We start from the raw sequence: 15,553 nt of genomic DNA on the forward strand, positions 1-15,553 counted from the left end.
CGCATTCGGTTCCCTCGGGTCGGATGGCGAAGCGCCGCAGCAGCCCTTCGGCTTCGGTCGCAATCAAGGCAGTGTCTACGAGGACCGGGCCGAATTCGATATGTGGGCGCAGTATTACGCCGAGCGCGCCGGATTCGGTGTACGGATCGACGGGGAAACGGCCGTCGGTGTGGCGGTGCAGGCGGATGGTTTCGGCAGCATCGCCGAAATGGTTTCGAATGCAACAGAATTCAGCTGCGCACCGGCGGAAGTGGACCAGTATCTGCGGCAATGGCGTGACGCGCATGCCGGTCGTCCCAGTGCCGAGGCTGCGGGCAAAGCCGTCGAGGTGATCAGGATCGCGCTGATCGCCGGCTATTCGAAGGTGACGGCGCATCTGGAGGCGGAAAAGCTTCGGATCGATGCCGTCGACGGGCACGGAAACAGTCTGTCGGTGGATGTGGGTTTCCCTGGCGGCGGTGTCGATGGCATCTGGCGATTCGTGAATCGTCAGAGTTCTGATCTCGACACTGTGCGTGCACAATTGGCGGCATTGGCCGGGGACATCGGTGTCGATGCATGGTTGGCGGAGGTATCCCGGCGCACCGACGGGCAGCCGGTGGAAATCACGGTGGAACAATCGCGAACCGGCGCTCCATTGGACGCCATCGCCCGCTCGACGACGCCCGATGGCGTCGTGACCATTGTCGACCTGGAAGATTTCCCGGACCCTGCTTCGGCCGAGGCGACGAAGTCTGCCCGCCGCGGAACCCTCGTGGGCTTCGATGCGGCGGACTCGACGTCCGAGTTGCTTGCCGCATGGTTTGCGCAGCTGGGCCGGATCGACGGCGACACGGCGCTGCCCGCGCTGCAGAAGATCTGGGAATTCCTCTCGGCGGACAGGACATCGGTATCCGGTGCGCCCGCGCCCGAAGCGTTCGTCATCTGTGGGAATTCCGCGACAAATCGCGCTTTGGCGGCGGTGTTCTGGAACGACCATGTCGACAACCCCGGCTATGACGGCAAACCGGTCGTGGTGTCGGGTTACCGCGCGCCGGAAGAGGCTGTGACCGAGTCGAAGTCGATCCGACGGGAACTGGAGGCCTACGACACGAATTCCGCACTCCGTATCCTCGAGGAACCGGAGGCGTCGGACACCGCCGAGAACATCGCCTTCTCCATGGAGAAGCTGAAACAGCTCAACGGCGACTATCCGAGATCCGTCCGATTCTACTCCAACCCGCAGCACCTGCGCCGCATCAAGGCGCTGGCCGAGCAGTGGGTGGTGGACAAGCGCCGCGAACTCGGGATCGTCTTCGACATTGACATCTCGGTGACCTCGATCGATGTATCCGCCGCGACATACCTCGCTTACGGAATGCGGGCCTACGGCTCCGTGAACGATGTTCCGGTCGAGCCGGCCCCCGCGATGGACGAGACCATGCTCGCGATCCTGTTCGAGATGAAGGGCGCGATCGAACTCCCGGACCGGCAGGTCATCGCCGACCAGAACGTCCCCGGCGAGGTACGCGACGCTTTCGACCTGCTGGCTACGGTCTTCCCGCGCCTGTATCACACACAGGTGCGGGAGCTGGTCGATGCCGCGGTCGGTCACGAGCCGATGGTGCGAGCGATCACCGAGGAGATCCTCGCCGAGGCCGAACGGATGGTTACCGAAACCTATGCGGCACGAGGCAATCTGGACCCGCTGCTGGACAGGGGCATCGAGCGATGGCTGCTCGGGGAGCTGGCACCGTCGGTGCTCGAGGCGAACCTGCAGAGCTACGAACAATTCGGGCAGTGGCTGCACGGCCGGACCCACTCGAATGCGATGGCATCGGACCTGGTGGTTCTGTGGGGTTTCCTGCGCGGTGATCACCCGGCAACAGCTGACACGTTGCGCGCGGGTTTCGAGGAGGCATCGGGGATCGACAATGCGACGGCGATCGTGCGTGCGGTGTGGGAGGTGATGGAATCCCCGGACCACAGATCCGATGTGCCGCAGGTTGTTCGGGAGGCGTTCGCCCGCCTGAGCGCCATGCTTCCGCGGGTGTTCGACGCCGAGGTGCGCCGGTTCGTGGCCGAGGTCGTCGGCACCGGGCCGGCGGCGGACGCGGCCGTCGACTACATCTTCGACCAGGCGCAGGCGAAGGCGGATGAATACGCGCGCGACGACTACTCCAGCCTGGGTGACGGGAAGCTGACCGACTGGCTGCTGCAGGACATGACCCCGTTCATCGCGTGGCTGCCGCGAGAACTGGCGGGACTGTATTCGCATCTCGTGGACGAGCTCGCGGACCACGAGCGCAGACTCGTCGAATCGACTTCCGGGACCCTGCCCGAGGATCAGACGCGGACCGCGCGGGACCGGAAAGTCTGGTTGGCGAACCTGCGGCGGCTGGCCGTGGAGATTCGCGACGCCAGCGTCACTACGGCGTGGATCGATGCCACCCTGGGCAGCGGGCAGGCCGAGGGCATGTGGTTGGGCCGAGCGGCGGAACTGGCGGAACTGGTTCCGCCGGGATCGCCTGCCGCGCACCTGCTGGCCCGCGTTCGGCAGGTCGACGCGCATGTCGTGAGGCTGGTAGAGCTGGTGCGCGCCGATGTCGTGCAGGGTCGCGGTGCGGTGCGCACCGAGGCCGTGCCGGGCAGCGGCGCCGAGAACGCGTATCGGTCCGTGTATGAGAGCCGCGAGGCCGTCGATCTTCTGTCGAATCTGGCCGATATCACCGAGACGCCGCCGCTGGTGGAATGCCAGGGACATCGGGGGGCCCGAGGTCTGGCGCCGGAGAACGTGCTGCCGACCTTCGCGCTGGCCATGTTGCTGGGGGTGCATTCGATCGAATTGGATGTCCAGGTCACCGCCGATGGTGAGGGGGTCGTCTTCCACGACGAAGCGCTGCCTGACGACGACACGGTGCCGGAGCAGTACCGCGGCAAACTGATCCGCGAGCTGACGCTGGCGCAAATTCGGGAAGTCAACGCTGCCACGCTGAACCCGGCTCATCCAGGCCAGCGTTCGGTGGGCCGGGCACTGGTGCCGACCTTGTCCGAAGTGCTCGACCTCGCCGATCGGCTCGGCTGGCAGGGTGAATTCGTCGTCGAACTGAAGACCAATCCGAGCGACGCGGCCGATGTCCGGTACGCGCGGAGCGACGCGGCGCGTGTTCGGCACGAGTGGAGCGACGACGAGGTGCGCGAGCTGGCTGGCCTCGTCATCGCCGAGTTCGCGGGGCGTGCTCGCCGTTACCGGCTCACCGATTTCGACTGGCGTGGCATCAAGTTCGCCAAGGAACTGCTTGCCCAACGCGCTGGAAACCCCTCCGAGGAACTTCTCGCCGAAGGCATCGGGTATCCGCCAGCCCTGATCGCTGTCACCCGTCTGCGCGGGCCGGACGAAGCACGCAGCTGGCTGGACGAACCGCACGCCGATCTCGACAACCTCCCCGCCACCGCGAAACAAGCTGGCGCGGACGTGATCTGCGCGATCGACGAACAGGTCGACGCGGCGTTCATGGCCCAGGCGCGGGCCGCGGAGATCGCTGTCACGGTGCACACGGTCAACGACCCCGGCCGGATGCGGGAACTGATCATCCTGGGTGTAGCCGGCATCATCACCGACCGCCCCGACCTGCTGCGTGCCGTCCAGATCGAATTCGGAATGGACCCGGCCGAACCCGCCCCGGGAATGGGCAGCCCCGAAACGGTATACGACGGGACGCGCCAGGCGCGGCAAGCGCTGATCGGGGCCCCTCAGGGGTTGGCGACGGCGGCGGAATCGCAATTGCTGGAATCCGTGCTCGTGGGTCTGCGCCGGATCGATCAGCTCGAGCGCGCACTCGAGGCGGACGACCGCGCACCCGACGCACGGGCGACCACCGCCCGCGACCTCGACGCGACCAGGGCTCAGATGACGGCGGACGCGCGCCGGCTCGGGGCGCTACCCGAGGAACTGGATGCCACCTACGACGGCCCCGTCACCGGCCGGCGCGCCCGCCAGATTCGCGAACTGCGGGCTATGGACAGGCGGATCGAAGCGAACGACCGAGCACGGAGCGTCCCTGAGATCACGGAGTCCGAACAGGTCGCGACGGACGATGGTGCGGCACAGCAGCGGTACCTGGACGCACTCCGGCAAACCGGGCCACCCAGGCAGTGGGGGCAGTCTGCGGCGCCGAAACAGCAGGGTTCGGGAAGTCCGATATCCTACCCTGACAGGGACAATTCGCGCACAGAGGCTGCGCCGGAGGGAGCAACTCCCTCGCCCGTGGCACCCGATTCGGATCAGCCCGAGTCTGCTTCTGAGCCAACTCTCGACCCCTTGGATCTCTGGTTGGCCGAATTGGCCGCACGCGGTATCGACGTCGAGGCGATGCTGGCCAAAGCGGCGAACGTCTGGAGATTCCTCAGTACGGTGCAGGGTGCGCAGTTCGACCCCGGAATCGACTACGACGGTGCGCTGCTGCTGTCCGGTGCCGATTGGGGTAACGCGCAGCTGGCCGGTGAAGTTCTGTCGGGACTCGACATACCATGGGTGTCGACCGGCGGTGGCGGGGAGTCCGCGCGGATCTCCGCCGAGGCGGTCCGATCCGGGGCGCCCATCGATCGGCTGACGATTGAAACAAAAGCTACGAATACACAGGCCAATATCCAGGAGTCGGTACCGAGGCTGATCGAAGCGAGATCCGGTGCGCCGGTACGCAAGCTGATGGTCTTCACCACCCAGCAGCATGCGCAAAGGGTGTACTGGACACTTCGCAAGCTATACCCCGACATCACGCATATTGCGATGATGACCAGGGATGTTTCGATCGAGGACTATCTGCGCAACGGAATGCGGCGACAGTCGGCGTTCTACACCGAGATGCTGCCGCCGGCCGAGCCGGCCGCCACCTTGGCTGCGATCCTGCGCGAAATCACCTGTCTGCGGGTGTATCCCGGCCGCGGATACATCGAGCAGCCCGCTCCGCCGATCCCTGACGACGTGCTGGCGGACTTCGAGTGGCTGGCCGCACGATTCCCTGGACCCGGCGGCGCACTGCAGGGGGATTGGCAGGTCGACGACCAGTCCGGATTGGATGCTTGGGTAGGGGATCTGCGGCTGTGGACCGATATGCCGTTGACCGCTGACCGCGATACGCCGGAGCTGCGCCGTCTGGACCATATTCGTTTCGCCGCCGTTCGTGCGGCCCGCTGGTACAGTCCGAGCCCGCGCTTGCCCGGCCACACGGTGACGGCGACTGCCGCCCTGTCCGATGTCGCCCAGGGCGGCTCGTTCGTCATGGAGGCGACGGAAACTTCGCGCTCCGGCGGTGAGCCCGTCACCACTATGCGGATGGAGTTCTTCCCGAGCGTCGACGGTGAGCCGACACGCGAGGTACATCGCTGGACGGGCGGCGATCTCGCCGACCGGCTCGGTGCGCTCAGTGATGTCCGGGCAATCCAGCAGACCGAGTCGTTGCTGTCACCCGTGCTGAATTCGGTGACCAGCGACGAACTCGTTGTCTCGGTCACCGGTCCGGTCGGCAGTGCCGAAGTAGACCTCGAGGCGGCGACGGATGGCCGTCGGCTCGCGATCACGATTCGTACCGGTGCACCCGGACCGGTGACCGGACTGTCCCAGCTGCGCTATGTGGTGCGGGGCGACAGCCCGGGATTGCTGGAGACGCTGTGCGCGGATATCGCCGAACGCCACGCCACCCGCGGCGATGTCGCGATCACGATCACCATCGACGGGGACGACCTGATCGTGGACGTCCGCGACGGTCCCCGAGCCGACTCGGTCGACGACCGTGTGCTCGGTCAGTGGCTGCGGAAACTGGACAGCTGGGTGGACCTGGATCTGGTGGTGGCCGATCTGCGTCTGCTGTGGGAATTCCTCCGCGGCGAGCACCCGCAGATCTCCGCCGCGTTGCGCGCGGCCTTCGATCGCCATTCGGATCCGATCGACAATGTCCTGGCGATCGGGCGCGCGATGCGGCATGTGCTCGAGACCTCGAGCGACCCGCTCGAAGGCTTTGTGCCGCAGGATGTCCGGAATGCGTTCACACGGGTGAGTGCCATATTCCCGCGGGTGTACGAGAGCGAGGTGCGCCAGCGGGTCGCCGAGGTCGTCGGTAGCGGGCCGGATGCGGACGAGGCTGTCGACGACATCTTTGCCGAGGCGCGGGCGCGGGCGGCCGATCGGTACGCGGTGGGGGGCCACTTCGGCCTGAGCGACGGAAAACTGACCGAATGGCTGCTCGAAGAATTGACGCCGTTCACCGCGTGGCTGCCCGCCGAGCTGGCCGGGCTGTACATGTACGTCGCGGAGGAACTCGCGGGACACGAGCGGATACTCTCGGGTCTGGCGCCCGATGACGCGTCGCGGCCCGCGCACGAGGCCGAAAAAGTCCGCGCGACAAGATGGTTGGTGAACCTGCGGCGCCTGGCCATCGAGATTCGTGACGCGAGGGCAACGACGGCACGGATCGACGAGGTGGTCGGCGACTCGGTGGCCGATGCCGACTGGCGGGCCAATGCCGCGGAACTGGTGGAGTTACTGCCGCCGGGTTCTCCCGCAGCGCATATGCTCGCTCAGGCTCGAAAGGTCGCCGCGCACACGGATGTGCTGGTGGGCTTGGTACGTGGTGCACGCATCGATATCGTGCACGATATCGGTGCCGAAAACGCATACAAGTTCGCCTATTACGGTACCCGGGCCGACGGCACCCAGGTCGACGAATCCCAGGCCGTCGCCCATCGCTTCATCGATCACCACCTGTCGAACCCCGACGGGTGGTCGAGTGCCACGGCGACACCGCCGACGGTGGAATCCCAGGGGCACCGAGCTGCCCGGGGGCTGTGGCCCGAGGGTGTGCTCCCGGCTTTCGCGCGGGCCATGGTGCTGGGCGTGCACTCCATCGAGCTCGACATTCAGATCACCGCCGACGGCGAAGTCGTGATCTATCACGATGAAACGCTGCAGCCCGGCACGGTGCCGGCGCGATATGTCGGCCGCCGGATCGACGAGATGACACTGGCCGACATCCGCGAAATCAACGCCGCCATCGTGAATCCCACACACGGCGACCAGCGTCCGGTGGGCTGGTCCTCGATCCCCACCCTGACCGAATTGCTCGACCTCGCGGACCGGCTCGGCTGGCTCGGTACGTTCCTCGTCGAATCGAATCGGTGGGTCGTGACCGGGCTCGAGGCCGCCGATCGGCGGAACTCCTGGTCGGAGTCGGACGCGCGCACTGTGCTCGGCAAGATCATGGACGCGTTCGCCCAGGGCAATCGCCGGTACCGGCTGCTCGACTTCGATTGGCGCGGAATACAGATCGCCCGGGAGTTGTCGGCCGGCCGTGCCGACAACCCGCCTCAGGCGCTGGTCGCCCTGACCCGCAAACGCACTCCCGACGACACTCGCGGCTGGATGAACGATCCGCGTGCCGATCTCGACAACCTGCCGCTCGCCGCGAAAGAAGCCGGAGCGGACGTGATCTCGGCTCACGAAGCACAGATCGATGCGGTGTTCATGGCGCAGGCGCGTGACGCCGGCATCGATGTCAACGCGTGGACGGACGACGCCGAGCGGATGCGCGAGCTGATCATCCTGGGCGTGACGGGTATCGTCACCGACCGCCCGGATGTACTGCGCGCCGTACTGCTCGAATTCGGTCTGGATCTGCCCGCGTCAAGCATGGAAAGCGCCACGGCTGCAACGGTATTCGACGGGACGAGCCGAGCCAGGGAAGCGCTGATCAGTACCCCGCAGGGACTTGCGCGAGCGCCGGAGTCGCAGGGCACGACCGCCCTGCTGGAATCCGTGCTGACGGGTCTGCGCCGGATCGATCGCATCGAACGCGCACTCGAGCGCATCAAGCGCGAGCACCAGACCGCGAATGACGGCCCCGAACCGGAAGACTATGGGCCGCGCCGAGCCGCGCGCATCAGACGCGCCCTGGACGCGGACCGCATCCTCGTCGAAACCGAAGAGTTCGCCCGCGGTGCCATCGCCTCCACCTGGGCCGGGGTGGCAGCGGATGCCCGTCGGCTCGGGGTGCTGCCGGAGGAACTGCACCCGGACTACGACGGACCCGTCACCGGTCGGCGCGCGCGGCAGATTCGTGAACTGCGGGAGATGGATTCGCGGATCGAGACCAGCGAACAATCCCGTGATTCGGAGCGCCGGGCGCGGGGCGAGTTCCGTGAGATCACCGAGCTGGATCAGGTCGAGGACCTGCTTGCCGAGGTATCCGACGGCACGGTATCCAGTATCGGCTGCACTATCGACACTGCCGACGATATCCCGGTCGCGATCGCCGCCGCGGTGGCGTTGGCTAGCTCCGCCCCTCGGGAGCGTGTCGAGGTGTTCCGGCTGATGCTGGACGAAGTGCTCGACACGCTGCTCGGCCGCCGTGGCGGCACCGCAGTGCGGCTGGAGGTGTCGCGAAGCTTCGATGGGGCGGAGGCAGGGGAAATATCCGTCAACGTGAGCCACGACAACACGTTGAACTCGCAGCAGGGGGCCGATGACCAGCCCTTCCCGCTGACCCGGGGGATCACGGCGTTCTACGAAGGACTATCCGACAGCCGCGACAACAACGGCCGGGCCTGGATCTATCACAAAGGCTTCCGGTACGACCTGTCTTCGTCCGCCCGTCCGGTTTTCCGGGCCGGTGGTGGGAAAGAGGTCCCTGGGGCGGACGGGCCCAACAGCGATGGCGACGGCGGGTTCGTGGACAAGGACGCAGCCAGGCTCGCCGCAGCAGAACTCCAACTGCTCGGTGGCATTCCGCTGGGTGCGTGGGCCCGCTTGGTCAACAACCGAATTATCGTCATCGCTCCGGATGGCGCGATCGATCCCATACTCGACGAGCGAGTACTGCATGCTCTCGGGGAGGAGCTGCGCGGTGTCCCGGTGGAGCGGTGGCGTGTGCGTTTGATCCACGAATCGGGCGCCAGCTACCTGGTCGAGGAACGGCGAGAGGATTGGATCTGGCGTGCGCACCCCGAAGGGATCGTTCGCGCGCCCGACGGCATCGAGGACAACGAGCACCCACCGAGTGAATCCCGTGTTCTGCCGCGACGGCGAGAGGTGCTGCGGGCTGTCGCGAGAGTTCTGACGCGGCAGTGGCTCGATGTCGACGATGCCGAGGCAGCTGTCGACGACATCGTGGAGTTGTTCGGGCACAACGAGAGAATCGACGAGATCGATATCCGGCTGGCCGATATCGATCATGAGCTCGGTCGGTTGAATTCCGAGCCCCGCCGACGCGGGAAGCGGAACCAGAACGCGAACCAGGAACGCGGTGTACGTATCAGGTCGTTGAAAGCCGAAGGCGACGATCTGCGGTCACAGCGCCAGACCGAATATGACCTGTGGTTTACCGGCACCGAGCGGTTGGGGCTCGATTGCACCCGGTCGGGCCTCATGCCCTACCGCGTTCGTGTGCACGAGAATCTTCCGGCCCTGCCCGGCAGCGATTCCAGTCGCCACGTACGGCGTCGGCTGCAATCGCTGCGGATCATTCGCGATCTGGAGCTGGCCGCGGCAGGTGCCAATCCGCTGTACGAACAGCCGAACGGCCAGCACTCGACGGATACCGATTCTGCCGTTACACCTGGTACTGGCGCCGAGCGAATCCGGCAATCGCCCACCCCGGAGTCGCTTTCCGAGGCTGACCCGTCGGTCTCGGACAGCGGAGATTCGACTGCTGGCCATGCGTCGGCCGACGGATCAACGCTGCCAGACGACCTCGAGGCACTGGCTGTCCCGGGCGAGATCAATGCGCAGTGGAGTCCGTTCTACGCCGAGTCCATGCCGCCGGCCGAGTACGAAATCGAGTTGCGGTGGCAGGATTTGGCCGAGCGCGGCGGCTTCCTCGTCACGATCGAATCGGGAAAGGCCGTCGGCCGAATATTCAGCGCACAGGGCGTCGGCAACTACACGGAATTCGAGTGCGATCCCGCCGGCGTCGACGTCTATCTCCAGAATTGGGTCGACGCACATGCCGACTCCGACAGCGCCACGGTTGCAGTTCGGGCCGCAGATCTGATCAGGGCGGCGCTCACCGCCGAACGTGCGGAAATCTCGGTGTACGAAGACCGCGAATCGGATTCGCTGAAAGTAAGCGTGATCGATCCGCGCGGGACGCATTTCTTCGAGCTGGGTATATCGACCGGTCGGGTGGTCGCCGAGTGGCGCATTGCCGATCCTCGCCCCAGCGACCATCACACGATCGCGGCCCAGCTGACCGCCCTGGCACCGGCCGGGATACACGCCGGCATCGCTGCCTGGATGCAAGCGATATCCCGTGGGCCGGCTGGTGCTGCACTCGCCATCGTTGCGGGAAGGAACCAGTTCGATGGTGATGTGAATGCCGTCGCGCGTGTGCGCTCACGTGGTGCGGGGTCCGAGAAAGTCTTCGAATTGGCGGACTTCGTGCCGGGGCGCGCGGAGGCAACCGAACCGCCGGCCGACGACATCGTGTCGGTGGAGCCGAACCCCAATCACGGGGTACATGATTCCTACATCGTTACCCGCGCCGGGGGCCGACAGTCCATCTTCAAACCCGATGACTGCGAGCATTGCCCGGAGGCGGCGGCGTGTGAAGTCGGGGCGTCGATCCTCGACAAGGCACTGGGCGCCAAGTGTGTTCCGGAGACCAGATGGACCACCCTCACGTTGCCGGATGGACGAACGGTTACCGGATCGGAACAGGCGTGGGCCGATTTCGACCCCGACGGAGCCGAACCTGAACTCGTGCCGGCCTGGCAGGCTGTCATCGACTACCTCATGGGTGCGTGGGACCGGCATCGGGACAACGTGTTCGGCGAATTCCTGATCGACAACGGAAACGCTTTCCCAGCGAACCTGGCTGGGATCTCCTCGCCGTTCGTCGTCGAATTCTTCGACGTGCAGTTGCCGGAAGCGGTCCGAGCGGCTTTGGAAACACTGGACTTCCCGAAGCTGGAGCGAGATCTTCGGCAGCGATGCGGATTCAACGACTCGCAGATCGCTGGCATCCGGAATCGGCTCGCGGAGATGCGAGACAATGGGAAGATCACCGGCGAGGCCGCGAACCACATCATCCTCGACGACTCCAAGCTCGTCCGAGGTCTCTACGAGGCCGCCGCCGTCCAGCGTGCTATGGCGTCCGCGGAGAGCGAGAGTGCCGCACCGTCGATGACCGGCATCGAGCGGGCAGAGCGACTGCGTGCCGACTTCGACATCGAGGTCACCGTTTTCGATCATCCCGCGGCCCGCAATCTCACCGGCGTCGGCCTGGTCGTCCCGTTCCGTGACCGGACTACCCGAGCGGCGAACGCCGGTGCACTGATCCAAGCGGCGCTCACGAGCTTCGGCCGGGCAGCCGCCGAGGCCGAACGCGTCGGTGGCGCGATCTCGAGAATCGTCGAACAGGGCGGTCAACACGCCAGCGGACCGCGCGATCTCCACGTCCACGTCGTCGAGCTACGTGGAACCGGCGATCCCGGTGTGCAATTGGTGATCGGTCGTCCCCATGCGGTCGGTTCACATGTCCTCGACCTGAGCGAAACCGACGTGGACAACCTCGTCGCCGGTGCCTTCGACCAGCCGGATGTCCTGCGAGTGACCTTGATTCGCCATCTGGGCGACGCCACCGACACACTCGATCCCGAATCCGCGGCCGCCGAATCGCCGCCCACGGGGATCGATGACCGGCTCGGCCCAGCCGATTCCGGTGTCGGCGAGCTCGCCTCGGAGGGTGCCGCCGAAGTGGTCTTCGATATCGAGGACGGCCGTTTCGACGGCGCGGACCTGACCGACGAGGTGGCTCACGAGAAGATCGGTGGCTTGATCCCGTCTGCCTGTCGCGGTCCAGGGTTGTCCGCGACCGTTCGCCAGATCCTGGATCTGGTCGGCGGGCGGCCCGGCCAATACACGGTTACCGTTCGCCGGACCGAGAGTGCTGATGCGCCGCTACTGACCATCGATGTAGTTGCAGCACAGGCGAATCCGTTCCCCGCCCCGGTGTACCACCGCGTGCGTGCCGACTTCCTGGCCTGGGGTGAGCCCATGGTCTCCAGCGACACGCTGTTCCGGTTCCAGCGGGATCCGGCCGCTGAGGAGCCGACGGCCGATGTGGTGGATACTTCTGTCACCGATGCCGTGGTCTGGGACTTCTCTAGTTCGCCCGAGTCCGCCGCTGAGCCGATCGGGCCTGCGCGTTCCGAATCTGGTGCGACACGCCGTCTCACGGCTTGCCTGCGTCATCCTGATGATCTCGAAGAACGGAATACTGCCGCCAATCCTGTTCTCCGGCACGACCAACCCGGCGTGGAGGACAATCGCGACGATCGCACCCGGTTCACCGACCACCTGCGAATCCTGCTGGCGGACTGGGAATTCGTCGAATCGGATATTCGCGAGCAGCATGACGATGACCTCGTAGATCGGGTCGGGACGATGCTACGCGAGGCGATGCAGACCCCGGATGGTGTCAAAGACATGGCGGCGTTCCAGGTGGTTGCGGAGGTTGATGCCTGGGGGCTGAGCGTCGAGGTGATCAACGAGCGTAGCGGCGCAGCATATGTCGTGACGTTGTCCGGAAAACCGGGTGTTCCCCGAGTGCGTTATGAGGCGCGGGTCGGCGAGAATGGCTGGGAGAACGTCGTCAATGCCCACCTGGATGTCTGGTTGTCCGCAGATCGGCCGAAGGAACATAGGGCATGGTTGGGCCGCCAAGCACCGTCCTATCCCGTCGCGGCCGGTTCGGTTGCTCTCGTGGCCGAACTCGGTGAGAGGGAACCAACGGAACTGCGCAGCAGTCTGCGCCAACGAGGTCGTGAGACTCAATTCGAGTTCCGTCCACCGGGATTCCATCCTGTGCTGGGCGAAGCCAATCGGGGCCTTGAAGAGTCGGCTCATATCCCGGGATATTTCGAGGCGAGCGTGGCATCCGGCGACGTGGTCGCTGCGGCGCGCATGCGCGAACAACTGATTCGAATACTCGGTGATGGTCTCGATGACTGGAAATCGTCGACTGTGCCGAGTGTTGTTGCCCAGGCGCTGTTGGTCGGCGGCAGACTGAGGGTGCAGCCGAGCATTGGTTCGAGGGATTGGACGCTGGAAATCGAGCACGGTGCCTCCGCTGAGCTGATGCTCGAGGTGAAGGCCAGGGGTGACGACGTTCGCTTCGTGTTCCACAACACGTGGCTGCGTGCCGATGGGCCCGACTTGCCGTCGGCCAGGTTGACCGCACTCCGAGGGCTGTGGCGCGACGTGCTCGCCACCTGGCGGAACCCGGTTCAGGCAGTGGACGCGAGCCGGTGGCTCGAGGCGCGGACCAAGTTCACCTCGCTGTCGATCGGGATCTCGGGCCGGGCGTCGGCGCGGACGATGGTGTTGGGAAGAATTGGACGCACATCGCAGCAGGAATATCGAGAATCGGATATTGGACACCCGCTCCAGGCTGTCGAACGTGTCGAAATCGCAGGATCACAGCTACTCGAGGCGCAGATGGAAACCCGGATGGCCGGGTGGATCGACCGCCGAAAGGTTGCGGTTGCAGTTTCATTGGCGAATCGGTTGACCGGACGTGTGCACGACCGCAGTGCTGTCGGCGATTTCGCTGTCGAAACCTCCGGGGAGCCAACCCGGCTGCGTGTGGAGATACCGGTAGGGCCACTGTCCTTTGATGACCAGTCCGAGCTGCGGGCAATGATCGAGAGCACCGAGCTGTCGGGGGGGACTAGCAATGGTTTCGCGTGGTTCGAGGTATTCGACGAACCCAGCAGAGAGGTATTCGACGAAGAACCCACCCGCAAGTATCTCGCGACCTATCTGAACCGGTACGAAACCAGCGGAAAATTCCAGGGAGTTTCCGGCAAGGTCCGGCGCGACGGTATTCTCGAGGTCACGATTATCGCTGGTGACGGAACGCCGACCGGACTGGAGATGTTCGAGGAGATGGCGGCCGCTCTGCGACCTTGGGCGCGGGCGTTCCTCGGAGAGTGGCGCAGTGACTATCCCGATAATCGAAACAGTTTCAACGCTGGATTGCAAACGGACCTCACCCCGGAGAACTCGGCGCGCACCACCTTCACCGGGCGAGTCGTCGGCACGGTGCTCGGGTTCACAGAGGTTGGTCTCGCCGAGCTGGAGGGCCCAGTTCCGGACATGCCAACCGGTGAATATCACAAGGACCTTGACAAGTACTGGCGTTTCAAACACTACTACGGTGAGTCTGCATTCCCGGAGTCCGAGTATCAACTTGTCGCGCCCGTGTTCTCACGACCCGGTACGAAGCGTTCAGTCGATGGAGTGTGGTCCACGAGCGCGCATGTCGAGAGTGGCGTCGGTGTCGAATCGGCTGTGGCGAAAGTTCGCGGCCTGCCCGGGCCCGACCATCGTGTTGTCCAGGTTGCCGCAGACCTGACCCGCATCGGCCTCGTCGATACCACCGGCGATGTCCTGGCAAGGCACAAACTCGCCGATGAAGACGCACAGACTACACAGGAATTCACGCAGCTGGTGATGTCACGGGGGAGCGGTTCGTTCCTCGAAGTGATCGCGACGAACACAGGCGAGTGGAATCTGGAATGGGCTATGGCGCCGGCCGATCCGGACGCACTCGATGTCGCGGCCGATCAGCTGGACGCACTCGCCGGTCATCTGCCACATACTCTCCGTGAGGTCGTACGCGGACGGTCTGCTGCCCTGCTGCCGATACTGGCGAATATCCGTGCAGCACATAGTTCGTCGCCCCTGCGGGTGCGAGCCGTTGTCGACGGCGACGGTGTGCGATGGGGCTGGTCTGTTGGCGCGGAGCAGCGCCCCTACTCCTGGCTCGATATCGAGGCGCTCGGATCCCCGAAGCTGTTTGCCGAGCGGGCGCGGTCGGTAGACCAAGACTGTGCATGGCGAATGATGCTGATCAATCGCATGCGCTCACCCCACCCCGTTCCACTCGGCACGATTCCGCCACGCCTGGCCGACTACGATGCCGACAGTTACGTCGAACAGGACGGCCACCCCTGGGCGACAGCGGTCTACTACCGACGCGAAGGCCTCGCCACCCTCATCGAAGACTTCCGCCGCACGCAACCGCGCGGCGCGCGCATGGAAGTCGCCGTCGACTTGGTCCAGCGAAACGCCAACGGCGACTGGGTCGTCGGAACCCATATCATCGAAGCCCGCAAAGACAAGCGCGGCCGGATCAAACTGCTCGAGCCGCTGGCGATCAGCGACACCGACATCGCCCGTCTGATGGTGGGCCGGTCGGTAGACCTGCGCCGCTACGAAACCGACTACGACCGTGACGGATTGCCTGCCTGGGCCGAGGATGTCTCCCGCGCCACCTACCGTATCGATCGTCCAGATGGTGCTCCAGGTGCGCCTATCCCCGGCAAATCCCCCGGCGCGCTGAGCGAACTCGGACCGCACTATCAGATCCGTGGCCTCGACGGAACGTCACGTGCATCGAACGAATCCGAAGACGGTACAAGGGCATTCGATGGTCAGGCCGCCCTGGTCGAGGCGCTGTCGGACGCCGATGCCGTGGAATCCGACGAAGACGTTCCTGAAGATCTCACTGACGACGGC

The 15,553-nt window shown here is 65.2% G+C and carries 1 protein-coding gene (cut by both window edges); it reads left to right on the forward strand.

Every position in this 15,553-nt window falls within one protein-coding gene, locus ACFVMC_RS28830, for a glycerophosphodiester phosphodiesterase family protein (RefSeq protein ID WP_379215411.1), read on the forward strand. The gene is 116,319 nt long; 64,400 of those nucleotides lie to the left of the window and 36,366 to its right, leaving coding positions 64,401–79,953 in view (codon 21,467, partial, through codon 26,651, complete); the first codon wholly inside the window starts at position 2. The start codon and the stop codon both lie outside this window.

The sequence above is a fragment of the Nocardia sp. NPDC127579 genome (assembly GCF_042672005.1).
Lineage (GTDB): Bacteria > Actinomycetota > Actinomycetes > Mycobacteriales > Mycobacteriaceae > Nocardia.